The organism is Bacillus sp. FSL W8-0116 (genome assembly GCF_038003825.1).
Taxonomy (GTDB): domain Bacteria; phylum Bacillota; class Bacilli; order Bacillales; family DSM-4216; genus Bacillus_O; species Bacillus_O smithii.
On the sequence record NZ_JBBOPY010000001.1, the window covers coordinates 3,297,479 to 3,323,926 of the forward strand.

Consider the following 26,448-nt stretch of genomic DNA (forward strand, 5'->3'; position numbering starts at 1 on the left):
ATGCGTGTACAGAATAAATGGATAGATGATTCACAAAAATTTAGAAATTTTAAGAAGGCACAGTAAAAAAGTATTATATAATGAGGATGATTAAGGAGGATTTTGTATAAAATGGAGGATTTATGGAATGGAAAGAATACAAGTAACAAGCAAGGAACGATTGCAACAATTGCGCTATACAGGGGTGACGGAAGAAAGGTTGCAATACGTCTATGAATATAGAAATATATTACTCACGCTTGTTGATCCGATCGTCGACGAATTATATGAAGAAATATCAAGGATCGATTCCTTGCGAGAGTTCATTCAACGCCATTCAACGTTAGAAAGACTAAAAACTACACAAAAACGGTATTTGCAGCAATGTTTCGAAGCGACCATTGACGATCGTTATATTCAAGCGCGATATAACATAGGACGGGCTCACTCTGAAATTGGACTTCATTTGGAGTGGTATTTAGCTACGTACACAAAATATATAGATATTATTTATAAACATGTTTCACAAGTGCTTCCGGAGCAAACTATCCATATTTTGCTCGTCATTCAGGTGATTTTTTCATTTGATATGCAGTTGACGCTGGAAGCATATAAAGCTGCGGAAATCGAAAAAGCGGCGCACCCGTTGCGGTATGAGTTGGACAAATTGCTGCAAATGAACGGCATTACAAATCAAGACTTGGAAAACCTCGATCAATTTAGCGGATATATTTCATTTCGTATTGATAGTATTATGGAAAATTTTCATCATTCGCTTATTCGCCGATTAGGGGAGGAAAGTCACTACAGCATTCGCTTATTACAAAAAGAAAAGTATTTGGATTATGTGAGAAATTTTTTAATACAATTTTTTCAACAAAAAGTATACGATGATTTAGAAGCCTATTTTCTCATTATTCGCGATTGGAGCCGGTTGGTTATTGAGCAGCGATGTCATGAGAACTTTTTTCATATAGTAGCCGAGTCGATTTGTGAGGCGCTTAAGAAAGTGTTTTTAACAAAAGAGTATATACACGATTTTCACTTCGTTCAATATATTGATTCATTTGAACGATTTTCAAAGTTTACGTTGGCGATCATGAACGAAATCCTCCGTCCATACTTATTTTTACGTGATTTTGATTTTCTTGATATTTATGCATATGAAATTAGTACGATTGATTTTGGGCGGATAACGTGGATTGATGATAAAATGAAGCGTCTTTTAAAAAAGCTTGGTATGAACGATAAGCGTCCTATTGGGCGGCGTTGTTATGAATTGCTGCATAACCGTCCTGTTCCTTGTGCAGAGTGTCCAATCCTAAAAGAAAGTGAACCGATGCTCACGACGCTTGGGAATGACAGAGGATTGAATTATTATAAAATTCGTCTGCTTCCGCAAACGAAAATTTTTGAACTTTCGCGTGCACTGATGGTGATTCAAGATGTGACAAAAGAGTCAAAGGTTATGTTCGACGTGTTGGAACGATTGCTGCAGTTAGCGGACTATCGCGATGATGATACGAAAAATCATGTCCATCGCATTGGAATGCTTTCCGGAATGCTGGCCCGCTTGGCAGGGTGTAACGAACAATTTGTTTCCAATATTGAAATCGCTGCCAAATATCATGATATCGGAAAAGTCGGCATTCCTGATTACATATTGAAAAAACCCGGAAAACTGACAAAAGAAGAATGGGAGTCGATGAAAACGCATGTGGTCATCGGTCATCAAATTCTTGTCAATTTAGATTTGCCTGTTATTCAAATGGCGGCGAATATCGCTCGTACACATCATGAATGGTGGAACGGCGGAGGCTATCCGAACGGTTTAAAGGGCGAAGAAATTCCGCTGGAAGGGCGGATTGTCGCGATCGTCGATGTGTTTGATGCTTTATTATCGAAAAGAATTTATAAAGACGCCTTTCCGTCCGAAAAAGTAAAAGAAATTTTATCGGATGGCCGTGGGAAACAATTTGATCCGAAGTTAACAGATTTATTTTCTTAAATTGCAATATTAAATGCAACAAGTATTGAAAGACCAGATAACCCATGATTAAGTAGAATCGGGACACTCTGCGCGACTTGACGTGGAGTGGTGGGCATGGTAGCCTGGTTGGCCCAGCCAGTACCGTATACCTGGCTTCATGGCTGGTAGCCATGCCCGCAGAGGCTCTTTGTCAAGTTGCTAAAAACCAACCCTTTGGGTTAGCTGGCTTAAGGTTAAGAAGCTAAGCCAGCTAACTCTATTTGGAAACACTCCTCAGGTGTACGATAATTGAGGATCTTCCTTGGAAGATGGTTACACCAATTTTCAACATAGGTAATGGTTTCGTCTGCCACAGAGGAAATGGGTCTCCCCTTTGGTATGAAGCGCCTAATAAGGCCATTATGACGCTCGTTGGTTCCTCGTTCACAGGATGTGTAAGGGTGTGTAAAATAAACCTCTGTTAGATCTTTTTCAACACTAAGGCCGAGGTCAGCAAATTCAGAACCGTTATCAGCCGTAATGGTTTTAAACACTTTAGAGAACCGATTACCATAAGACACTTTCAACTGAGATATGACTTCTGAAACGGATAGACTATCCTTGGCTGTCACTCTCAAAATTATTTCTTTACGGGTTTTGCGCTCAGTAAGAGTCAATAAGGCCTGATCTTTAGTCTTCTTGCCTATAACCGTATCAATTTCCCAGTGACCAAACTCTTGGCGTTCATTGACTTCAATTGGTCGCTCATCGATACTGCGTCCTAAGATCTTCTTATTCTTCCGGTTACGTTTTTTCTTGGTGTTCAGGGTAATTTTCATAGGTAGGTCAATGTTTTTAACGCCTATAAGTCCTAGATCAATATAGTTATAAAGGGTCTTGGTGCAAACCATTTTGTCTTTGAATTTCCCATCACGTTTGGCTCTCCCACATACCGCATCAGGAGACCATTTCTTATCAAGGATCTGAGTTTCGGCATACTTAATAAACTCGATGGCATCGTCTAGTTTTAGCTTGCGGCCACAGGCTTTCCTGTTTCTCTCATAGAGAAGTTGACCTGTGTCTGGAAAATAGACATGAACAATTTTCCCGTTGCTTTTTCTTTGTGGCACTGTACCTCTTCTTAACTCACGGGAGATGGTGCTTTTGTGACAACCAACATAATCTGCAATCTCCTGTTGAGTCTTACCAGCAGCGTGTAAGGCCGCAATTTTCCCACGGTCATAAGCCGTTAAGTGTTTGAAATGCCGAGCTCCTATGGTAGAATTAGTAATTGCCATAGATAAATCCTCCGTATCGATATTGTTTTAGTCGACTTAATCATACGTGGTTTATCTATGGTTTTTCATTTTTTATGCTTGTTGCATTTGATTATACAACTAGCCAAAAATAAAAGGTGGAAAAAAATCGAAAAAGCAAAAAAGTACAAGCGATTTCTATGCCGCCAAGGCGTCTTTTTCAGTCGAACTCCTTGTATTGAACAGAAAAAGGGGTCATATGGTAAAATGAGAATATCAGGAACGAACGGAAAGGAGTGATGGCAATGCATATTTATACAAGCGAAGAGATTCGACGAGTGGACTCATTGGCAGAATCCAACGGCATGTCGCCGTTTACATTAATGGAAAATGCCGGAAGAGAAATATTTCGATTATTGCTTCCACACATTCATAAACAAGATCGAGTTCTGATTTTATCAGGGCGAGGCAACAACGGAGGAGACGGCATCGTCCTTGCACGCTATTTAAAGCTTAATGGAATTAAGGCCGACTTGGTCTTTCCTGTGGGAATGCCTAAAACGGCGCCGGCTATCCAGCATTTTAAATATTTCCGTTCGCTCGGATTTGATCAAAGCCCATTTCAACCTGAATTAAAATATGATATGATCATTGACGGAATCTTAGGCGTCGGGGCCAGGCTTCCGATGAAAGAAGATGTAAGGAAAATTTTAAAATGGATAAATGGACAATCTGGGAAAAAAGTGGCGATCGATATTCCAACCGGAGTCTTGGCGAATGAAGGGAAATGTGATCAAAATGCTTATCGGGCGGACATGACCATCGTTCTGCACGGATATAAGCCATCGTGCTTTTTGTTCCCGTCTTCCGACTATTACGGAAAACTATACATAGCGGATATTGGGCTGCCTCATGAAAGCAAGTGGAAAGTGTGGACAAAAGCGGATGTACTGAAAAGTTGGCCTAAACCGAAGACGAATTCTCATAAAGGGACTTATGGCAACGGTTTATTAATAGCCGGCAGCGATTCGATGCCCGGCAGCGTCGCACTGGCTTCCATCGGAGCGATGAGATTCGGAATCGGAAAACTTTCGGTTGCCACATCGAAACATGCTTCGCTCTTTGTGGGGGCTCAAGTTCCAGAAGCGACTTTTATTTATGAGCCTTTACAAGATATAAAAAAGATGGAAATAGAAAAGAAATTTTCTTGCCTGGCTGTGGGTCCCGGATTAGAACCGGATGATCCATTGGAACAATTGATCACGGAGTTGCTGCCAATGGATATACCTAAAATATTGGATGCCGGTGCCTTGCGTGGTCGCGATTACAGTAAATCCCAAAACCACATGATTGTGACGCCCCACCCAGGTGAATTTTCACGAATGACCGGTCTGGAAACGAAGATTATTCAGGAGAACCGTCTTCAAGTGGCTTCTCAATATTCAATGAAACACCGGGTAATAGTCGTGCTGAAGGGGCAGTACACGGTTATTGCGTTTCCTGACGGATCAGGATTGATTAATCTTACAGGAAATCGAGCTCTTTCCAAAGGGGGGAGCGGAGATATTTTGACCGGTATGTTGTTAGCCAGCGTAGGAATTCATTCGAACATTCAAGCTGCTGTGGCAAATGCTGTATACCTTCATGGGGCTTGTGCTGATCTTTGGGTTCAATCGAACGGCAGCGTTGCGATGACCGCCCATGATTTTCAACGGCTGCTCCCTGTTGTTTGCAAGGAAATGGAAAAAGAATTGGAGGAATGAAGACATGATTCATCTGACATGGAGAGAAAGACCAACTTTAAAAAAAGTGAAGTGCACCAATACCAATGCTAAAAAGTATATGGTCAACAATGTGTTGACAGTGGGAAAGATTTATGAAGTGAAAAATGAAACAGAAGAATTTTATTTCGTGGTGGATAATACAAACAAAGTGGCAGGATTTTACAAACATTATTTTGAAGAAGTAGAGGCATAAGGGATTGTCCCCAAATCCATTTTTAAACACGGAAACCCGTCGAGATAAAATCATTTTCTCGTCGGGTTTTCTCTATGTGCGCCCGGCATGTACATGAACTATAGGGTGTAAGTCCCGAACCCCGAAGACAGAAGTAGAGGTTAGCCAAGAGCAAGGGTGTCCGTGGTGACGCGGAATCTGAAGGAAGCTGGAGGCAAAACACCGGTCCGAGGAACACGAACCTCATATAAGGCTAGGTATGATGGAGTGAGTTTGCATAACAAAACAAAGCTCTTTCTGTCGAAGGTCATATCGAGTAAATGAGGCGGATAGATGGTGTGAAAGTGCATGTACTTACCCGGGGAGGTCTGGCGGATATGTGAAGTACTCTTCATAACCTACTTAGTGATAAGTAGCTGAACCGTCAGAAGTCAGCAGAGGTCATAGTATTAGTTGGTCTAGAACAACTAAGAAGGACCGAACAATTAAGAGAGAATAGCCCTTGGTATTCAGTGAGTCATGATGAACACAGAAAACGTAGTACCTCACTTGAGGGAGGAAGCGGTGAATCCCGTGGGAGACCTCTTGGAGGGTGGAATGACCACTGGCATAAAGAGAATAGCTATTCACGGAAGTTATAAAGACTTGCGTCAATTATCTTAATTGAACCGCCGTATACGGAACCGTACGTACGGTGGTGTGAGAGGACGGGAGTTAATCGCTCCCTCCTACTCGATTTCGGGATTTTTTTTTGAAGCAAATAGTAGTCCTTTTCCGCCAGCTGATCGAACAGCCACATTATCAGAAGATATTCACGGAAAGCTTTGACGATTCTCCGTCGCGAATCAATGTTTGTTTTAATCAATAAAAATAGCTACTCAAAAAAATCGCCTCCATTTTTATTGTTAGCAGGACATAATGGAAAAGGCGATATTTTTTCATTTGGCTAAGTTACGTTTTATTGATGATTGCGAAATGGACGAGACTCCTGCGGGAACAGCGAGCAAATCGAGACCCACAGCGAGAAGGCTCATGGATCGCCCGCGGAAAGCGAATGAATTTCGCATCATCAAATAGACTTGTGCAAGCCGTCAATGCCTGCAAGCAGCCCGAATCATGAAGAATCGTTGCAAAACGCCCTTGAACAGGCAGCACGAGCTTGTGATCAAGTAAAAGAAAGCCTCGCAAACCAACAAAATGAAAATACTGCTATGTAACCCGGTGAATAACGGGTTTTTCGCTGCTATAAAATTTATAAAATCATAAAAAGTATTTAGAAAGATAATAATTAGCAGCAATGATTAAATGAGTTTCCCTTGTAAAAAATAAGGTGAAGAAGAGGATCGAAAAGAAAGTCTCACGAAAAAAATAAAATATGAGAAAAAAGAATAGTTTCTTTAATAATAGAAATGAATAATTATAAATTTTTAATAGTCACGAGTGCATTTTTTTGTTAGTATAACTTTGACGCAATTTATTATATAGAATAGAAAATGGACTAATTTACATTTAGAAATAACGGAGGGAGCAGGGGGATGCTTTTTAACGAAAGAATGGCATTGAAAATTCGTTTGGAACAATTAAATAATGTGGAAGTGAAGATTTTTCAGGAGATCCGAAAAGAACGGGAAGAAATCACAAACAGATTAAGAGAATTGGATGCGATGGAAAAAAATCTTCAAGGTGATTGGCCGGTAGAAGCATACTCCCCAAATGAAGCAGCCAACGCTGTTGATTCTGAAAAAAGAATCTTAGGGAGAAGAGAAGAAGTAAGCGAAATGAGAAAAGTGGCAGTCTCCATTTTGAAAGCGCAAAATGAACCGATTCGAGGAGTTGACTTGCAAAGACAGATTGAGGCCGTCACTTCTAGGAAAATCGCGAATATGACTACTTTTATGAAAGCGCTTATGAAAGAAGAACCGCATGTTCAAAAACTGGGAAGAGGATTGTACATTTACGATTATGAAGACTGATTGTTTATACATATGATTCAATTGATCGGTAAAACGGACGATGATGCCAACAGCTTAGGCTGATTACGGATGTAATCAGCTTTTTTCTGTGAAAATAATTTCCTAGGTTTCCTCGTATATTACGGGCGGAAGCAGGCAAACCTAAACAAAGACCGAAAAAAGTCAATAAGAAAGCAGAGCTACCTGTGGTAGGTAACTTTGTATAGATCTTTTTGACTTTGGTTATACTAGTTAATTTGCTTTTCTTTAAAAGCCTCCTTGTTGATAAGCATGGAGTAAATGATCCGAAGCATTCGATGCGATGTGGCAACGAGTGCTTTTTTCTTTCCTCTTCGTGCTGCCAATGACCAATATTTTGCTGCTAACCATCTGTTTCGGCATCTTGACACTGCCCAAGCCGCCTCGCACATGGCGGATTTGATAGGTGGATTCCCTTTTACCGTCCTTGTACTATACCGTTTTCCTGCACTTTCTTTGTTCCCTGGACACACTCCCGCCCATGATGCTAAATGTTGTGATGTTGGAAACTGACTCATATCTACACCCATTTCGGCGATAATGACGGCTGCTGTGTCTTTCTTAATGCCGGGTATCGTTAGAAGTAATTGAAGTTCTTCCTGATATTTCTGTAATAAAACATCAATTCTTTGTTCAATTTCGGTGATGAGGGATTCCAAATATTCAATGTGCTGCCAGGACTGACGAATCAGAAAAAGCTGATGCTCGTTTATTGTTCCAAATAAGGAATCCGCAATCCTCTGCTTTTTCGAAGCCATTTTCCCATGAATTCTTTCTTCAACATCCTTTACATCTACATATCCTTTTTCGATGAGGCGATTGAGCAGCTTTCTTCCTGAAACCCCAAACACATCTGAAATGACCGTACTTAATTTAACATTTGAGGCTTCCAATACTTTCTGAATCCTGTTCTTCTCAGAAGTTACGTGGCCAATCCATTTCTTTCTCAGCCTTGTTAAATCACGCAGCTCCCGAATATCTACCGGAGGGACAAAACTCTTTTCAATTAATCCATGGCGCAATAATTTTGCAATCCATTCAGCGTCAGAAACATCCGTCTTCCTTCCAGGTACGTTTTTAATCCTCTGGGCGTTCGCCAGGGTTATATCGAAGAAGTCCTCTAAGATATTGAACACGGGTTTCCAGTAGACTCCCGTACTTTCCATCGCAATGTGGGTCACATCATGGTCTTCGAGCCATTGTAACAACCGGAATAAATCTTTGGTCAAAGTCGGAAAGGTTTCTGTTTCCTTAATTAGTTCATCATCCTTTGAACCAATCAGAACACAAGCCACTATGGTTTCTGAATGAACATCCAATCCTGCACATCTTTCAATAAATACTTCCATCCAATCACTCCATAAAGATAGGATCACAAACAGTGAGTGAATTTGAAAATAAGCATTTTTCTGTACGTAGTCATCCTTCCATTTGGAAAGAGCTAACAAAGGGTTGAACACCAAATTCACTCAAACAGTTTTGTGTTCAGGGTCGAACCACCAAAAAAAGCCACGTATTATGAACTGTTTGTGTCTTTACCAATATGGACGGGAAGGAACTATTTTCATGCACGGGTTGGGAGAGAGACGATCATGAATGTTTTGTTGTGGTCAAATTTAATGGTCTTATGATTTTAAAGAATCTCCTGTATCATCTTTTAAATAGAATGCACGTTTGCCGACCGATCTCTTACCGTTTTAAAGCGGGCCTTACAAATAGTCTTGTTTCTTTTGGCAAGGTATAATAAAGTGTAAATTGGTTTATTCACGTCTTTTTCTTTTCAGCGTCTAGATTGAATGGAAAATATTTCAATTTAGAATGTATCAACGCTTTTTTGATAGGTGATGAAAGCAAGATATCCATCACTTAAATCTGTTATTGGTCATTTAATGAATGAAACTGTGCAAAATGCTTCATAGAAAGGATCGAGATAAATGAGTTCTATAGAATATTTGCCGCAGCCGGTTCAAGAAGAAATTCACAAACGGTCACAGCGGTTTAAAAATAAGGAACAGCAGACAAAAATACGATACAATGCCGAAGATCCGGCTATTTTTGTTGACGCAGCCATCGCATTGGCAATGGGGAAAAATATATTATTGAAAGGACCGACTGGTTCAGGGAAGACAAGACTGGCAGAGACGTTGGCGTCATTATTTTCGCAGCCGATGCACAGCATCAATTGTTCGGTGGATCTCGATGCAGAAGCAATGCTTGGATTTAAGACGATTCAGGAAAAAAACGGAAAACAAGTCATTGAATTTATTCCAGGCCCCGTTATCCAAGCGATGACAAAAGGGCATTTATTATATATAGATGAAATTAATATGGCCAAACCGGAAACACTTCCGATATTAAACGGAGTTCTTGACTACAGACGAACCATTACAAACCCTTTTACCGGCGAAGTCGTCAAAGCGGATCATGATTTTGGCGTCATCGCTGCCATTAATGAAGGATATATCGGAACGACGCCATTAAATGAAGCTCTCAAAAACCGATTTGTCATGATTGAAGTACCTTATATTAGCGGAGAAACGTTAAAAAAGGTGTTGCTTGATCAAAGCCTCCTGAAAGAGGAACGAAAGATTGATCAATTTGTGACCCTTTCTTCCGATTTAATCGAGCAAGCCAAAAACGGAATTATTTCAGAAGAGGCGGCTTCCATTCGAGCATTGATTGATGCCTGTGATTTAGCCGTTTTTCTGCCGCCGATTCGCGCCATTAAGCGAGCGATTATAGATAAATTGGAAGATGAGAGAGAAAAAGCAGCGGTTCAAAACATCGCTGAGACGATATTCGGGTAGGGATGGATATGGAGCGGTTTATCCAATTTAACGATGAAAAAATCGATTCATTTTTATATATGCAGCTGACCGACTTGGCGAAGACGTTATCGAAAAATAAAGAAATGGAAGTGGAATTCGGTCCGTTTTCCTACCTTGATAGAGGCCAACAAAAAGTTTTTGTAAGCTATTTTTGGGATCATCGGCCGGCGTTTGATAAAGTCAATGGACTGAAGAGCGATGTGTATTTAAGAGCCATTGGCAGCTTGCATTGTACGGACTATGAACAAGTCCGACAGTATGTAAGAGAGGTAAAAAAGACATCCATTTCTTCTTTTGCCAAACAACTGTTTGTGCTTGCTGAAGATTTGCGTCTTGAAGATATTTGCACGCGTCTCCGACCGGGTACAAAACGTTCTTTTGCCATCCGTCGAAAATTATATAAACAGCATTTTCGAACACAGATGAATGCCAATTTAGTCAAGAGTGTCCTGACAGATGCTTTGTTTTGCAAAATTTATCTTATGCTGAATGCAGAGTCGCCTTTGGAAGCTGCCGAGAGTCTTGGTGAAAAGCTGGATTCGGTATTTCCGTTTATTGAACAAACGTTATTGCCTATTTTGGATGCGAATTCTACAAGCGACGTTAGCCGCCGTTGTTTGCAAGTGGTAGAAGTTCTTGATGAACTGTTGGAAAAAGACATGCTGAATGAGTATTTTCACCTGCCGGAAACTGTTTTCCAATTAGAAGATGAGTTATCCTGGAAGGACTTAAAAAGAATGGATCCGTTGGAATGTCATAACCGGACTGAGAAAAAGAATGATGATGAAGACTTGATGGAGGAACAGTTTCAAACTTGGCATCGGGAAACAAAAGACAAAGGAAAATCGTTTCTTCAGTTTGATTTAGACCAAGGTTCAAAGAGCGATCTGCTGGGAGATGGTGTTCGCGAAGGAGATGTGGAGGACCAAGCTCTCGGCATCGTCCAAGGATCATCGCAAAAATCCTCTCGCCATGATTTTTCCTCGCTTGAGGCCGAACAAATGCGGGATACGAAAAAACAAACAGGTAAAGCCGAATATGGAAAGGAAAATCGTTTTGCCTATCCAGTGTTTAAAAGAGCAGCCATTCCGCGTCAGGAAGAGATTCTCCATTATCAACAACTGAAATCTTCCATCGCTCCTCTTAAGAAAAAGCTAAAAAAATTGATTACAGAAATATTGGAGCGTAAAAATAGTCATCCTCGGAACCATTTGCATTTTGGACGATTGGACAAAAATCTTCTTCGCTATTTTTTGGAGGAACAGCCAAGACTCTTTTATAAAAAGCACCAGCCCTCATGGGAGATTGATGCTGCTTTTGCCCTTCTGGTCGATTGTTCTGCTTCCATGGAAGATAAAATGAACGAGACAAAGGTGGGAATTACACTGTTTCATGAGGCGCTAAAATCCGTGAAAGTACCTCATGAGATCGCCGGTTTTTGGGAAGATGCGAATGAAGCCATTCCCGAGCGTCAGCCCAATTATTTGCAAACGGTGATCGATTATTCCTCCTCTTTAAATCCAGCAAGCGGACCCGAAATTTTGCAATTGAATGCTGAAGAAGACAATCGGGACGGTTTTGCCATTCGCATCATGACAGAACGAATCCTTCGTCGTTCTGAAAAACAAAAATTTCTGCTTGTTTTTTCGGATGGAGAGCCGGCTGCCTTGAATTACGCTCAAAATGGAATCATCGATACCCATGAAGCCGTTGTGGAAGCCCGAAAACAAGGGATCGAGGTGATCAACGTGTTTCTCTCCAAAGGCGGGATTGAGGAAGGGCAAAAAAAGACGATTGAAAACATTTATGGGAAATATACCGTTCTTGTCTCTAATGTGGAAGAATTGCCGGATGTCTTGTTTCCGTTGTTGCGAAAACTGCTTATTCAAAGCATTTAATTTCAACGCACACATGTGCGCCAGATCTTTCTAGTTATTTTTAGAATTACGGTTGACATGAAAGTTTCTTCTTTAAATCGATTGAAATGCCTATTAAGATGGAGGCGAAATACTTGCTATTGGCAAAAAGAATTCCTTCTTGAATCATCAATCAATCGGTATAAAAAGCGGATTTGGCGCGCAGCTGATATCTTGTTCATGTCCGATTTTGGCTAGAGAAGAGGGAGATAATCAGATGGAACATATGAAACAAATATTGCGACAAATAGATGGAAAAGGCTATTCTTCCTACCAGCGATTACGCGGAGAGTACCGTTTTCCGGATTATACGCTCATCGTCGACCATGTCCAAAAAGACCCGTTTGCGACTCCGACGAAACTCCGGTTAATCGTTCCACTTCAAAAGTTGAATTTAAAAAAGGATCATTACGGTCAGAAGAGACGAAAGATCTATTGTGAAGATTTATTGGCGCGGAGAATAGCCCATTCATTAAAGAAAAGACGACAGACAGGAATGGGATCTGGAAAAAGCGGACAAATTCGTATTGACGTTCCGGGACAAGAAATTTTAGAAAGAACCGCTGTTCAGATTCATCAAACGCTTTCTATTTGCTTAACAGTGGGGCTGCCGGCGCGTGGCAGAACGATTTTAGGAAGAGAAGCGGAAACCATTTTCTTTCAAGATCTTCCGGAAATCGTGAAAGAAGCAGTCTATTCCGCTTCAAAAGCTGATTTTGACCAAGTGGTTCGATTATGTGACCAGCAATTTGCCATCCGCAAATGGATGAAAGAACATGATTATATTGCTTTTATTGCCAACGGATCGATTTTGCCGCGCGAGAGCGGGATAAGCGATTTGCCGGTGTCGAAAGAAAAGGCCATACCCTTTAAGAGTCCGAAAGAACTGGAAGTGAGCATTTCGCTTCCTCATCGTACGGAACCCATTGTGGGGATGGGAATTAAGAAAGGGGTGACATTGGTCGTCGGCGGCGGTTTCCATGGCAAAAGCACGCTGCTTCAAGCAATTGAAAAAGGAGTTTATAACCATATTGAAGGGGATGGCAGAGAATTTGTCTTAACGGATGAAACCGCCGTGAAAATTCGGTCGGAAGATGGAAGAAGCGTGGCGTCGGTCAATATCGAACCTTTTATTCAAGATCTTCCTTTTGAAAAAGATACATTGCATTTTAGCACCGAAAATGCGAGTGGAAGTACGTCGCAAGCCGCCAATATTATGGAATCATTAGAAGCCGGTGCCAAAGTTCTTTTAATGGACGAGGATACTTCTGCGACTAATTTCATGATCCGTGATGCCAGAATGCAGGCCCTTATTTCGAAAGAACACGAACCGATCACGCCATTTGTAGATAAGGTACGTTCATTATTTACACAACATGGAGTGTCCACCATTCTCGTATTAGGTGGTTCAGGAGACTACTTGGATGTGGCCGATATTGTCATAAAAATGGATCACTACTTGCCGTTTGATGTAACCAAGCAAGCAAAAGAAATCGCCAAACGTTTTTCTACTCAGCGTATTCGAGAAGGTGGAGAAACATTTGGAGAATTTCAAAGCCGCATCCCGTTGCCTCAATCGCTAAACTGCAGGAAAGGAAAAAAAGAGAAGGCAGCGGCAAAAGGAAAATACGAAATTCTGTACGGTCATGAATCCGTCTCTCTTCAAGCGGTGGAACAAATTGTCCATCCTAGCCAGACAGCTATGATCGCAGAAATTCTCCATTGGATAGAAAAAAAGGGATTTTTGAAAAAAAGAATGACTGTTTCTGAACTCCTGTTGATCGTGGAAAGAAAAATGAATGAGGAAGGGCTTGCTTCTTTTTCAAGCTTCCCGAAAAACCCCGGTGAACTAGCACGGCCGAGAGCATTGGAAATTGCTGCTGCTCTCAATCGGATGCGATCATTAAAAATTCATTGTGTGTGAGTAAAATGTTTGTGGGAGAAATTCTTAGAATTCCCCGATGAGGGGTTGGGAACATAGGTTCGCAATCCCCCTCATCGGGGCCACCAAGCAAAGCGCGGTAGGATCCCAAGCAGGAAACATGAAAAAAGGACTCTCTCCCTGGTAAGATGATCATTGTTCACACCATCAAACAGGAGGAGAGAGTCCCATGAATATTCAACAACATCTTACCACAAATTCGTTGACATGGAAAGAGATCGAACTTGATTTGTTTCGAGCCTTGCAAAACGCCTTCACCGAGCTGTTTACGGCTCTGTTGGAGGACATCGACCGACAATTGGCGGAAACCCGGGACAAGCGCCGGTACCACTTGAAAGACAAACGACGCACCACGATTCAAACCTTGTTTGGCGAAGTTACCTTTGAGCGAAACTACTATTTAGACCGAGAACAAAACCGTTACACGTTTTTGCTTGATTCCTTTTTAGCGTTTGATGGATCGCAGTCAATCAGCCCTTGTCTAGAAGAAACGGCGATGGGATTGGCTGTGGAGTGCTCTTCCTATCGCAAAGCGGCTCATACGCTTGCCCAGATGGTCGGGTATCCGGTGATGAGCCATGAGACGATCCGCCAGTTGGTGCTCGAGGCTGAAGTTCCGCTGCACTGCCCGGTTGACCAGCGATATGGACGGGTGCTGTTTGTGGAGGCCGATGGACTGTTTGTCTCTCTCCAAGGGAAGGGAAAACGGGCCAAGGAAGACAAAATCCTGACCGTTCACGAAGGATGGAAGCGCAACGGCTCACGGATCGAATTCGTGAATCAGCGCCATTACGTCCATGAAGGCAAGGGGGAGGTGTGGGAAGGCTTCGAGGAATTTTTGATGAACGAATATGCCTATGATCCGTGTCGGGATCTTCTTGTCATCAACGGGGACGGCGCTCCATGGATTACCGCGTGCCGGGAGTATTTCAAAGGACGGGTCTGCTTCCAATTGGATCGATTCCACGTGGCGCGTGAGTTGCGCCAATGCCTCTCGGGCCATCCACGGTGGCAGGCGATTCGGCAAAAGCTGGCGAAGCAGGATGAAGAGAAGCTGCTTGTGGAACTGAACAGCGCCCTCGGCACGCTGGGGGACGAAGCGAAAGAACAACAGCTGGCTGCCTTGATCCACCGGATCGAATCGATGCCGGGATGCATCCGTGATTACCGGGAATGGCTGAAGGAGCAAGGAGTGGACACAACGGGCATGTATCCGATGGGGAGGGCTGAAAGCGTGATGAGCCAGCTGGCGTATCGGGTGAAATACCGCCGCAGTTGGACAGACAAGGGACTCAGGGCGTTTTTCAAGGCAATGATTGCCCGGATGGATGGGATTCGTCTTTTCGGACATCGTTTAGGAGAAGAATCGTCGCATCCGGCGGAGGAAACGGCATCTACCAAACAGACGATCGTGAACAAGGCGAAACAACGCATCCGCCGTCTTCTTCCAGAGGTAACGCGGAATAACGTGCCATATTTACAGCAATCGTCCGGGACTCCGATCTATCATGCCCTGTCTGAATTCAAGGGATGGTAAAAAAAGGTATACATATTCGTCTGTCATGGCAAGGGATGAGAGTCCGAAAGCGCTTACGGATGAAATTCAAAAAAATGGTTCGCTAACCTATGACTTACATCTATTTTCAGCGAACCAAAAAAATTCCCACAAAGTCTTGACTGACTCACTGACTCATTCATTGTTGAATCATAGAATATTTTTAAATAATATATTAGAAAAGGGATATTGGTAAAAAAATTGAACAATAGCCACTTGAATTATATGAATCGAAAAATTTAGCTTTTGAAAAAAATTCAAAAAATTATATTGACAATAATTTTAATGATTGTTATGATGATAAACAATTAGTGAAAGTCGATGAAAAGAAGAGTAAGTATAATGCGAACCATGGTTTTGTCATAAAACGGTTCGATTTATCTGCCCTTTATTATTCCGGATAACCATAATATAAAGGGCAGATAAATATCTGTTCACCAGAGAGTCGGGATAGGTGGGAGCCGATGAACAGACTTATACTGAAGATCCTCTTGGAGACGCCATGCTGAAAGGAAACAGTAAGCATTGCCGGTTTCTTCCGTTACCAAGACTAGACGTATGATGCGTCTTCTAAAGTGCCGTATATATACGGAATTAGGGTGGTACCGCGATTCGACTCGTCCCTTCAACTTGACGAGTTTTTTTATTGAAAAAATATTCTAATAGAGTACTGGAATCAGGCAGCCAGCTCATCGAAAGGAGAAAAATAAAATTTTGCTTTGGCGTCTGACTTGTCGGAGTAAATGTTTTTTTTATCCAGTACCACTAATTCATCATTCAGATTACAACATAGAGAAAGGGGAAACGTTATGAAAAGAAAAGAGTTATGGGTTGTAGGGCTTATGCTTTTCGCGCTGTTTTTTGGAGCGGGAAATTTAATTTTTCCTCCTTTATTAGGAATCCAATCAGGACGGTCTTTTTGGTCAGCCATTGCTGGATTTATCATCACGGGAGTAGGGCTGCCCATTATAGCAGTGGCGGCGGTTGCGTTGTCCAGAAACGGGGTCCTTTCGATTGCTGAGAAGGTCCATCCACGTTTTGCGCTGTTTTTTGCCGTGGTGATTTATTTAGTAATTGGACCGTTTTTTGCCATTCCGCGCGGTGCGAATGTTGCATTTGAAATGGGGGTCAAACCATTTTTATCGAACGAAGCAGCTTCCTTTAGCTTATTTTTATTCAGCATCATCTTTTTTATCTTGATCCTTTGGTTAAGTTTAAATCCATCGAAAATGGTCGATCGAGTGGGCGAATTATTGACTCCGCTCCTGCTCGCCTCTATCGCTGTTTTATGTGTGACGGGTTTCTTAAAGTTGGATGGTTCCATTCAGCCGCCGTCTGCTGAGTACTCGCATGCCCCTTTAGCAAAAGGTTTTATGGAAGGTTATTTAACGATGGATGCCATTGCCGCTTTAGCATTTGGCATCGTGGTCGTCAACGCACTTAAGGAAAGAGGAATTGAAAATGGCAAGAAAATGGTGGCGATGACGGTCAAAGCCGGAATAATCGCTGGTTCGGGATTGGCGCTTGTTTATATTGGAACAGGTTATATCGGGTTTAAAATGGCCACACACGGTTCTTTCGAAAATGGGGGAGAAATCCTGTCCAAAGCAGCTAACCTTCTTTTTGGGGCAGGAGGTAAAGTTCTTCTCGGCATCATTGTGGCGCTGGCTGTATTAACGACTTGTATTGGATTAGTGGTGGCATGTGCCCAGTTTTTTGCGGAACGATTGCCTGCTGTTTCATATAAAAAATTTGTCATTTTGATTACGATTATCAGTTTTTTGATTTCGAATATAGGCCTTAATCAAATCATTTCCATTTCCGTTCCGATTCTAAGCATGATTTACCCTTTGGCCATCGTATTAATCGTTTTGTCTTTCATAGATCATTATTCCAAAGGCATTTCTGAACGTGTTTATCAAGGGGCCATTCTTTTTACGGCCGTTTTCAGTTTATATGATGGTTTGAAAGCATTCGGATTCAATTGGGAATGGCTGAACCATTCCTTGTCTTGGGTTCCGTTGTTTTCCGTAGGATTAGGGTGGCTTTTGCCTTCGATTCTCGGAGGAATCATCGGATGGGTCTTATCTTCTTCTCGTACTAAGAAAAAATGGACACCTGCTAAAATGAAACAGTAACGTTCACACAAAACAGCATCATTTCGTTTTTGCTATATAAACGGACCATATAGAAAGAATGGCTGTCGACAAAGTCGGCAGCCATTCTTCATGTGCGCCCGGCATGTACATGAACTATAAGGTGTAAGTCCCGAACCCCGAAGACAGAAGTAGAGGTTAGCCAAGAGCAAGGGTGTCCGTGGTGACGCGGAATCTGAAGGAAGCTGGAGGCAAAACACCGGTCCGAGGAACACGAACCTCATATAAGGCTAGGTATGATGGAGTGAGTTTGCATAACAAAACAAAGCTCTTTCTGTCGAAGGTCATATCGAGTAAATGAGGCGGATAGATGGTGTGAAAGTGCATGTACTTACCCGGGGAGGTCTGGCGGATAGGTGAAGTACTCTTCATAACCTACTTAGTGATAAGTAGCTGAACCGTCAGAAGTCAGCAGAGGTCATAGTATTAGTTGGTCTAGAACAACTAAGAAGGACCGAACAATTAAGAGAGAATAGCCCTTGGTATTCAGTGAGTCATGATGAACACAGAAAACGTAGTACCTCACTTGAGGGAGGAAGCGGTGAATCCCGTGGGAGACCTCTTGGAGGGTGGAATGACCACTGGCATAAAGAGAATAGCTATTCACGGAAGTTATAAAGACTTGCGTCAATGATCTTAATTGAACCGCCGTATACGGAACCGTACGTACGGTGGTGTGAGAGGACGGGAGTTAATCGCTCCCTCCTACTCGATTCATGAGAGGCGTTGTTTCTGCATGGAACAGGTTTACAGGAAAGACGAATGATCGCCATTCGGGGGATCCCAAGAATCGTTAAATGCAGGAGGAAATGAACCTATCTGTATGATCCTGTTGTGCCAAATGGGTATAAAAACAGATTGTCATTTTTTGTGAGTTCAAGAGACTCTTTTTGAATTAGTATTGGATGGTAAATTTCTTTTCATTTTCTTTCGGTTCTTTTTCGACAACTTCGATTTGATCTACTCTTCCGTGGGGGCTGGCTCCTTTTTTGATGAAAGAAATCAACTCGGACAGAGGCATTTCATCGCCTTCGGCTTCTATTTCGACAGATCCATCCATTTCGTTTCGCACCCAGCCTTTCAGACCTAATTGTTGGGCTTTTTGTTGTGTGTAATAACGGAATCCTACACCTTGAACTTTTCCGTATACTTTAATAAAAAGTCGTTTCATCATAATCTGATCCTCCTCGTCATTGCGGGGTTTTTTTCTGTGAAAACATCCTCCTAAAGAATAGAAAGGTAGAAAATTCAATTTCATAGTTTTCCGAAAATAGCACCTTGACCGAGAATTTATTTTTATTTTATCACAGGATAAAGGCTGATTGGGATCGGGAAAGCAATGAAAAACGGACTGACTTTACTTGCAGTCAGCCCGTTTATAAGTTCAAGATGAATCGTTTTTTATTGTCCTTCACGCGCTTTTTGTTTTTCGTAAAATTTCTTCGACAACCATGTTTGTCCAATTAGAAACAATCCGCTGACAGCCCAGTAAAGCGGCAGTGCAGCTGGGGTCGAGAACGAAATGAACAAAATCATCAACGGAGACATTAGCCCCATGATTTGCATTTGTTTTTTCTGGTCTTCCGGAACACCTATCATAGAAACACGGAATTGGAAATAGTACATAATTCCGGCGATAATGGCCATGGGAATATCAGGATGTCCTAATTTAAACCATAAAAAGTCCGCTTTTTTAATATCCTCAGAAATTCGGATTGCATAATAGAGAGCCATCCAAATCGGCATTTGGATCACAATCGGAAGGCAGCCCATTGAAAAAGGATTGATTTCGTGTTTTTGATATAGCTGCATCATTTCTTGCTGCAGCTTCATCTGCTCTTCTTTTGTTTTAGCCGATTTTATGCGTTTCTGAATTTTTTCCACTTCCGGTTTAATTTTATCCATTTTTTCTTTCATTTCTTGATGTTTTTTCATGGTGTTCAACATAAGCGGCATCAATATAATTCGCACAAGCAATGTGATCACGATGATCGCTAAAGCATAATTTCCGCCCAAAAAGGAACCGATGGCATGAATCAATTTTACGAATGGTTCTACAAAGTAATCATGAAAAAAATGTCCCTTTTGTTGGGCGCTGGAACACCCGGATAAAAGAACAGAAGAAAAAAGAATAAAGGTCAATAACGAAAAGTATTTTTTCAACATACATCCTCCTCAATAAGAAAAATTCCAAACAGATGCGGCAGAAAGAGAAGGAATATAATGATCTTCGTTATCTCGCGTCGATTCTTTTCGGCAAACAGATTTCGGCAGCCAAGACACAAAACGAACAGCAGGGAGAATGGTATTTTGCTTGATGGAAAGCAATACCGTTTCTTGAGTTGTCCGTTCAGCTATTGTGTAGCATGTTTTCTTCGAAGAGTACTTGACAATCCAATGAAGAGTCAACGCGAAGACAAAATGGAGAACCAAGCTCATATAGAGAGAGTAAAAGGCAAGATCCGTCAAATTATCACTCATAATCGTTATCATGGCGACTCTCCTTTTGCAAACTAAAAAAATTATACATGAAAATTCATTTGTATTCAATTAATTATGAAACATGCTGCTTGAAAGATCCCTATTCCTTTTAAAGAAAATTTCAAAAAAATGATTTTCCCTATGTTTCTTATTGATGATGTAAATTATTTTGTGTAAGCAAATTTTTCTACTAGAAAAAAAGAAAAAGGCAGGGTATTCTCAGATTTGCGACCAAACAAAACTGAAAGGAGATACCCTACCTTATGAGTAATAGTATACTCAACTCAGATTTCGCAAATCAACTGGAAAATATGATAAAAGATTTTGTTCAAGAAAAGCTTGAATTCATCATGAGAGAAGAAATCAAAAATTTCCTCCAAGTGGAACAGGAACACGTTCAAAACTCAAGAAATGGTTATTATCACCGTACTCTTGATACAAAGTACGGGAAAATAGAAGCTCTTACGGTTCCAAGAGATCGCAACGGGGATTTCCAGACTCAACTGTTTGAGCCTTATCAACGTCAAGACGGCTGGCTGGAACAGGCGATTATTAAAATGTATCAAAGTGGGATGAGCACTCGAGAAATTGGGAAGTTTATCGAAAGAATTCTTGGTTCAACCTACTCTCCTACCACGATTAGTCATATGACAGATGCCGCGTTGGAGGATATTCAAAAATGGCAACAACGTCCATTAAACAAACGGTATTCTGTGTTGTATCTTGATGGGTTTTATATAAAAGTTCGTCGTGATACGTATGCCAAAGAAGTCATTTACGTTGTTCTTGGTGTCAATGAAGAAGGTTATCGTGAAATTCTTGGTTTTTACGTTGGAGGTCAAGAAAGCGCGCATGGCTGGCAAGAGATTCTCCAAGACCTTTATACACGCGGTGCTCATGAAGTCTTACTTGGTGTTTTTGATGGACTCCCAGGTCTTGAAGAAGCCTTTAAAGCCGTCTATCCGAAAGCCGATGTTCAACGATGTGTGGTCCACAAAGTAAGAAATACGTTAAACAAGGTAAGGAAAAAAGACCAATTTGAAGTGGCTGAAGACCTAAAGCTGATCTATCGTTCGATGACAAGAGACGCAGCCATTCAAGCCTTTCATGAGTTTAAAGACAAGTGGTCTAAAAAGTATCCTAGAGAAGTCCAATCTTGGGAACAGGATTTAGATGTCCTCCTAACATTCATGAAATATCCGACCAGTATTCGTAGTGTCATCTACACGACCAATGCTATTGAACGAACGATTAAAGATATACGTAAACGACTCAAAACGATGAACAGCTTAACCAGTATTGAAGCAGCAGAAAAAATCACGTTCTTAACGGTACAGGACTTGAATGAAAAATGGTCCACTAGAAAACTTAAAGGGTTTTCTACGGCATACAAGGCACTTCAAGATATGTTTGAAGAAAGATACTGAAAGACCAAATTTTGTTCATGAAGAACAGAGTCTAGGGAGACTAAGTTGTCTTATATGAGACTGAATATTCAGTCTCATATAAGACAACTAAACACCTCCTCCAAGATTAAAAAAACGTATCTGAGAATACTCTCTTACACAAAATTCTTGACGGTACCTTCTTATTCGTGTTAAAATGAATTCAGAGTTATTGAGAAGTATTATCATTCTTAATTCGATTTTGTAATTTCATGAGAATCAAATGGATGAAAAGTGCTCGTTCATTTTAAAGGAAGGGTTTGGTTATGATGCTAACTGAATTGAAAGAAGGAGAAAGCGCTTATATCACTACTTTAGAAGGAGTACAGCAACTTGTGAAAAAGCGTTTATTGCATATAGGGTTAGACGAAGGATCATATGTGACATTACACCGCATTTTGCCGATTGGAGGACCATGTCTATTAGAATGCTCCGGTCAAATGATTGGAATTCGTCGCAAAGATGCCAGGAAAATTAAGGTGAAAAAGATATGAGCCAGACAGCACTCATCGGAAATCCGAATACCGGAAAAACTTCTTTGTTCAACAGCTTGACCGGTTCCTACGAACACGTGGGAAACTGGAGCGGTGTGACGATTGAGAAAAAGATTGGCAAGTTAAAAACAGAAGATGGATTTTTAATCGATTTACCGGGAGTATACTCACTTCATCCTCTATCAAAAGACGAAGCGGTTGTCATTCGATATATGCTTCATGAACATCCGCAAACACTATTAAATATTGTAGATGCATCGTTATTGGAACGGAATTTGCAGTTGACAGTCCAACTTCTGGAATACGGAAAACCGCTTATTCTTTGCCTGAATATGGTCGATGTTGCAGAGCGGAGAGGTTTGAAAATTGATGACCGGCTTCTTTCCAAACGATTGGGTGTGCCTGTTATCCCCGTCATTGCTCGAAAAGGAGAGGGATGTCAGGAAATCAGCGTGTTATTAAATCAAACGATTCAAACAAAGCCTATTGCTATTTTCTATGGTGATATGGTAGAAAGGGCCATTGATTCGATCGTTCGTTTGTTGCCGGAGAATCTGCCTTTTTCGGCGCGGTGGCTGGCTCTGCATTTACTTGAACAAAATCCATATGCGATGGAATTTGCTCAAGAATGGATTTCAGAAGAAGAGCTGAAACAGCAGATTGAGGCGGTCAATCAGGAGCTGAAAAAACATGGCGACTCCACGGTGAGCCGCTCGATATTCAATACAAGAAAAAATTGGATCAGTCAAATCGTCAACGAATGCGTCGTCATGGAGGAGAAAGCATCTGCCGTCAACTGGACAAAACGAATAGATGACGTTCTTACTCATAAAATTTTGGGGGTTCCGATCTTTCTCGCTTTTATGTATTTATTGTTTATGATGACGTTTAATTGGATCGGTACTCCGCTTTCGGACATGTTGGACCGTTTTTTTAACGGTCCGCTTACAAAGTGGATGGAACAATTGTTGGTTTCGATCCATGCCGGGCCGTTTGTGCGGGCGTTGGTGCTTAATGGGATTGTCGGAGGAGTCGGTGGAGTTTTAGTGTTTATACCGCAAATTTTTGTGTTATTTTTCTTTATTTCTTTCCTTGAAGATTCCGGGTATATGGCTCGAGCGGCGTTAGTGATGGACCGATTGATGGAAAAAGTCGGACTAAACGGCAAAGCTTTTATTCCGATGGTAATCGGATTTGGATGCAACGTCCCCGGCGTGATGGCCGCGAGAACGATCGAACGGCCGAAAGAACGGCTGCTTACGATTTTACTGACGCCTCTCATGTCCTGTTCGGCAAGGCTTCCCGTCTATGCCTTGTTTACGGGAGCGTTTTTTGATCACCATCAAGGGGAAATCGTGTTCTCATTATATGTACTTGGAATCTCGGTCGCATTCTTATTGGCAAAATTGTTCTCCAGCACCGTTCTAAAAAACGAAGCTTCCATTTTTGTCATTGAACTTCCGCCGTATCGAGTACCACAATGGAAAACGCTATGGCTCAGTACTTGGGACAAAGGCAAAGGCTTTGTACGCAAGGCAGGTACGTTTATTTTTGGAGGCTCGGTGTTTATTTGGCTGCTTTCTTATATGGGTCCCGGAGGCGTTGGGGTTTCTATGGACGAAAGCTTTTTAGCGAAAATTGGAGGTTTAATCGCTCCTTTGCTTGTTCCGCTGGGATTTGGTACTTGGCAGGCGGCTAGCAGTTTACTAACAGGTTTTCTGGCAAAAGAAGTGGTCGTGTCGACGATGAATATTATTTACCATGCGGCAAACACCTCGTCCTTAAAAGGCGTTATTACGGGGAACTTTACTCCGTTATCCGCTTATAGTTTTATCGTATTTATTTTGCTGTATGTCCCATGTGTGGCGACGGTCGCTGCCATTCGGCACGAAACGGGTTCGAAAAAGTGGACATTCTTTTCGATCGGATATGGATTGGCTATTGCCTATCTATTATCTTTCATCATTTATCAAGGCGGACAACTATTCATCTAAAGGAAGTGAAGGCGTGATGATCATCAGTAGTTTCATTGGGGCAGTGGTTTTCGGCTATGCTGGATACACTTTATATCGATATATTCAAAGAACGAAACAAGGCGGGTATTGTGCTCACTGTTCTCTAAAAGACAAATGCACAACGAAATGTGAAACGGTCAAGAAAGAGTCTATCTCTCATTGACGTTATACCAGGAATAAAAAAACACGTATGGACTTTTTATTTCATGCCATTGAAATTGTATCGGAATATGGGCGATAAAGATGATAATGGACAGAATCCGCTTAATGGCGGGTTCTTTTTTAATAAACATTTCTTCTATCAAATATAAAAGGATCAAATCTTTCAAACGTTTTGAGCGCGACAAAAAGGTTTCTTCCACTTTCGTTTCAAGTTCTAAATTTTTATTTCGGCTGATACATTGTAGTAAAAGGGATTAAAGGTGATGAATATGCGACTTAGCGAATTAAGCGGAAAAGAAATCGTCGATTTGAAAAAAGCAGAAAGACTTGGTGTCTTAGGGCAAACGGACTTGGAATTTAACGAAAAAACCGGCCAAATCTATGAATTGGTTATTCCAACCGGTAAACGGCTGGTTAAAAAACAGAATGCCGAGATTCGCGTGCCATGGCAACGTATCAAAACGATCGGCTCTGATATGATTATATTAGAAGTGCCTGAACAGTCTTAATAGATTACAAAACATTCATGATCGTCTCTCTCCCAACCCGTGCATGAAAATAGTTCCTTCCCGTCCATATTGGTAAAAGACACAAACAGTTCATAATACGTGGCTTTTTTTGGTGGTTCGACCCTGAACACAAAACTGTTTGAGTGAATTTGGTGTTCAACCCTTTGTTAGCTCTTTCCAAATGGAAGGATGACTACGTACAGAAAAATGCTTATTTTCAAATTCACTCACTGTTTGTGATCCTATCTTTATGGAGTGATTGGATGGAAGTATTTATTGAAAGATGTGCAGGATTGGATGTTCATTCAGAAACCATAGTGGCTTGTGTTCTGATTGGTTCAAAGGATGATGAACTAATTAAGGAAACAGAAACCTTTCCAACTTTGACCAAAGATTTATTCCGGTTGTTAAAATGGCTCGAAGACCATGATGTGACCCACATTGCGATGGAAAGTACGGGAGTCTACTGGAAACCCGTGTTCAATATCTTAGAGGACTTCTTCGATATAACCCTGGCGAACGCCCAGAGGATTAAAAACGTACCTGGAAGGAAGACGGATGTTTCTGACGCTGAATGGATTGCAAAATTATTGCGCCATGGATTAATTGAAAAGAGTTTTGTCCCTCCGGTAGATATTCGGGAGCTGCGTGATTTAACAAGGCTGAGAAAGAAATGGATTGGCCACGTAACTTCTGAGAAGAACAGGATTCAGAAAGTATTGGAAGCCTCAAATGTTAAATTAAGTACGGTCATTTCAGATGTGTTTGGGGTTTCAGGAAGAAAGCTGCTCAATCGCCTCATCGAAAAAGGATATGTAGATGTAAAGGATGTTGAAGAAAGAATTCATGGGAAAATGGCTTCGAAAAAGCAGAGGATTGCGGATTCCTTATTTGGAACAATAAACGAGCATCAGCTTTTTCTGATTCGTCAGTCCTGGCAGCACATTGAATATTTGGAATCCCTCATCACCGAAATTGAACAAAGAATTGATGTTTTATTACAGAAATATCAGGAAGAACTTCAATTACTTCTAACGATACCCGGCATTAAGAAAGACACAGCAGCCGTCATTATCGCCGAAATGGGTGTAGATATGAGTCAGTTTCCAACATCACAACATTTAGCATCATGGGCGGGAGTGTGTCCAGGGAACAAAGAAAGTGCAGGAAAACGGTATAGTACAAGGACGGTAAAAGGGAATCCACCTATCAAATCCGCCATGTGCGAGGCGGCTTGGGCAGTGTCAAGATGCCGAAACAGATGGTTAGCAGCAAAATATTGGTCATTGGCAGCACGAAGAGGAAAGAAAAAAGCACTCGTTGCCACATCGCATCGAATGCTTCGGATCATTTACTCCATGCTTATCAACAAGGAGGCTTTTAAAGAAAAGCAAATTAACTAGTATAACCAAAGTCAAAAAGATTTATACAAAGTTACCTCCCACAGGTAGCTCTGCTTTCTTATTGACTTTTTTCGGTCTTTGTTTAGGTTTGCCTGCTTCCGCCCGTAATATACGAGGAAACCTAGGAAATTATTTTCACAGAAAAAGGTCTGGTTCAAATCCTTCGGGTGAACCAGATCTTTTTTTGTTTATGAAAGGAAATGCCTCCGTTTTAGACTGCATGCTGACACGCATTCTCTAGTGGGTGAAAATGAGTTTCTTTTATTAAAACACCGGAAAACGAAAAAGCTGTCCTGATTCTCCGCAAAATTCCTCCTCATTACACCTATTGATACCCATCTTCATACAATAAAAAAGTAAATATAGAGCTTATGATCATCAAAGGGGGTTC

At 41.4% G+C, this 26,448-nt stretch carries 20 protein-coding genes and 1 other annotated feature; of the genes, 15 read left to right on the forward strand and 5 right to left on the reverse strand.

Annotated features, from left to right (window positions below; translation table 11 throughout):
* The first annotated feature begins 127 nt into the window (after positions 1-127).
* Positions 128-1,987: a protoglobin domain-containing protein gene (locus tag N1I86_RS15755; RefSeq protein WP_341097135.1), complete on the forward strand. Its 1,860-nt coding sequence runs from the start codon at positions 128-130 to the stop codon at positions 1,985-1,987.
* Between the two features lie 215 nt (positions 1,988-2,202).
* Here the strand turns inward: N1I86_RS15755 and N1I86_RS15760 are convergent, their stop codons facing one another.
* Positions 2,203-3,246: an IS30 family transposase gene (locus tag N1I86_RS15760; protein ID WP_048622401.1), complete on the reverse strand. Its 1,044-nt coding sequence runs from the start codon at positions 3,244-3,246 to the stop codon at positions 2,203-2,205.
* Between the two features lie 263 nt (positions 3,247-3,509).
* Between N1I86_RS15760 and N1I86_RS15765 the strand changes: the two genes are divergently transcribed.
* From N1I86_RS15765 to N1I86_RS15775, 3 genes are all read left to right on the forward strand, one after another.
* Entirely contained in the window at positions 3,510-4,967 is a 1,458-nt protein-coding gene (locus tag N1I86_RS15765; RefSeq protein ID WP_341097137.1) for an NAD(P)H-hydrate dehydratase, read from the forward strand.
* 4 nt (positions 4,968-4,971) lie between these two features.
* On the forward strand, positions 4,972-5,181 hold the full coding sequence (locus tag N1I86_RS15770; RefSeq protein WP_004439805.1) for a DUF6501 family protein: 210 nt from the start codon (positions 4,972-4,974) through the stop codon (positions 5,179-5,181).
* A gap of 1,514 nt (positions 5,182-6,695) precedes the next feature.
* Entirely contained in the window at positions 6,696-7,133 is a 438-nt protein-coding gene (locus N1I86_RS15775) for a Rok-like winged helix domain-containing protein (RefSeq protein WP_004439798.1), read from the forward strand.
* A gap of 227 nt (positions 7,134-7,360) precedes the next feature.
* Here the strand turns inward: N1I86_RS15775 and N1I86_RS15780 are convergent, their stop codons facing one another.
* On the reverse strand, positions 7,361-8,500 hold the full coding sequence (locus N1I86_RS15780; protein ID WP_341097190.1) for an IS110 family transposase: 1,140 nt from the start codon (positions 8,498-8,500) through the stop codon (positions 7,361-7,363).
* 585 nt (positions 8,501-9,085) lie between these two features.
* Here N1I86_RS15780 and N1I86_RS15785 point away from each other — a divergent pair.
* The 5 genes from N1I86_RS15785 (at position 9,086) to brnQ (ending at position 17,530) form a co-directional block, all read left to right on the forward strand.
* Complete coding sequence (locus N1I86_RS15785) at positions 9,086-9,958, forward strand: MoxR family ATPase (RefSeq protein ID WP_341094289.1); 873 nt, start codon at positions 9,086-9,088, stop codon at positions 9,956-9,958.
* 8 nt (positions 9,959-9,966) lie between these two features.
* Entirely contained in the window at positions 9,967-11,877 is a 1,911-nt protein-coding gene (locus N1I86_RS15790) for a vWA domain-containing protein (protein ID WP_341097140.1), read from the forward strand.
* Between the two features lie 235 nt (positions 11,878-12,112).
* Positions 12,113-13,819 carry an ABC-ATPase domain-containing protein gene (locus tag N1I86_RS15795; protein WP_003352447.1) on the forward strand — a complete coding sequence of 569 codons (1,707 nt, stop codon included), beginning with the start codon at positions 12,113-12,115 and terminating at the stop codon, positions 13,817-13,819.
* A gap of 187 nt (positions 13,820-14,006) precedes the next feature.
* On the forward strand, positions 14,007-15,374 hold the full coding sequence (locus N1I86_RS15800) for an ISLre2 family transposase (RefSeq protein ID WP_003355652.1): 1,368 nt from the start codon (positions 14,007-14,009) through the stop codon (positions 15,372-15,374).
* Positions 15,375-15,792: 418 nt separating this feature from the next.
* Positions 15,793-16,020, forward strand: a binding site (T-box leader).
* A 181-nt stretch (positions 16,021-16,201) separates the two neighbouring features.
* On the forward strand, positions 16,202-17,530 hold the full coding sequence (brnQ, locus tag N1I86_RS15805; protein ID WP_341097142.1) for a branched-chain amino acid transport system II carrier protein: 1,329 nt from the start codon (positions 16,202-16,204) through the stop codon (positions 17,528-17,530).
* Positions 17,531-18,443: 913 nt separating this feature from the next.
* On the opposite strand, the gene N1I86_RS15810 is transcribed toward brnQ, so the two are convergent.
* From N1I86_RS15810 to N1I86_RS15820, 3 genes are all read right to left on the reverse strand, one after another.
* Positions 18,444-18,722: an acylphosphatase gene (locus N1I86_RS15810; protein ID WP_003352441.1), complete on the reverse strand. Its 279-nt coding sequence runs from the start codon at positions 18,720-18,722 to the stop codon at positions 18,444-18,446.
* Positions 18,723-18,949: 227 nt separating this feature from the next.
* Positions 18,950-19,711: a membrane protein insertase YidC gene (gene yidC / locus N1I86_RS15815; RefSeq protein WP_445662268.1), complete on the reverse strand. Its 762-nt coding sequence runs from the start codon at positions 19,709-19,711 to the stop codon at positions 18,950-18,952.
* 12 nt (positions 19,712-19,723) lie between these two features.
* Entirely contained in the window at positions 19,724-20,041 is a 318-nt protein-coding gene (locus tag N1I86_RS15820; protein WP_003352439.1) for a hypothetical protein, read from the reverse strand.
* 251 nt (positions 20,042-20,292) lie between these two features.
* Here N1I86_RS15820 and N1I86_RS15825 point away from each other — a divergent pair, with 251 nt between their 5' ends.
* From N1I86_RS15825 to N1I86_RS15850, 6 genes are all read left to right on the forward strand, one after another.
* Positions 20,293-21,456 carry an IS256 family transposase gene (locus tag N1I86_RS15825; RefSeq protein ID WP_341097146.1) on the forward strand — a complete coding sequence of 388 codons (1,164 nt, stop codon included), beginning with the start codon at positions 20,293-20,295 and terminating at the stop codon, positions 21,454-21,456.
* 284 nt (positions 21,457-21,740) lie between these two features.
* Positions 21,741-21,968 carry a FeoA family protein gene (locus N1I86_RS15830; RefSeq protein WP_341097148.1) on the forward strand — a complete coding sequence of 76 codons (228 nt, stop codon included), beginning with the start codon at positions 21,741-21,743 and terminating at the stop codon, positions 21,966-21,968.
* The gene (feoB, locus tag N1I86_RS15835) at positions 21,965-23,962 is read left to right on the forward strand and encodes a ferrous iron transport protein B (RefSeq protein ID WP_341097151.1); all 1,998 of its coding nucleotides are present in this window, start codon (positions 21,965-21,967) and stop codon (positions 23,960-23,962) included. The genes N1I86_RS15830 and feoB overlap by 4 nt, the downstream gene beginning before the upstream one ends.
* Before the next feature lie 16 nt (positions 23,963-23,978).
* Positions 23,979-24,146, forward strand: coding sequence for a FeoB-associated Cys-rich membrane protein (locus N1I86_RS15840; RefSeq protein ID WP_003352435.1), 168 nt, complete (start codon positions 23,979-23,981; stop codon positions 24,144-24,146).
* Between the two features lie 268 nt (positions 24,147-24,414).
* Complete coding sequence (locus N1I86_RS15845; protein ID WP_040340808.1) at positions 24,415-24,654, forward strand: YlmC/YmxH family sporulation protein; 240 nt, start codon at positions 24,415-24,417, stop codon at positions 24,652-24,654.
* A gap of 263 nt (positions 24,655-24,917) precedes the next feature.
* Positions 24,918-26,057 carry an IS110 family transposase gene (locus N1I86_RS15850; protein ID WP_040340811.1) on the forward strand — a complete coding sequence of 380 codons (1,140 nt, stop codon included), beginning with the start codon at positions 24,918-24,920 and terminating at the stop codon, positions 26,055-26,057.
* Positions 26,058-26,448 lie beyond the last annotated feature (391 nt).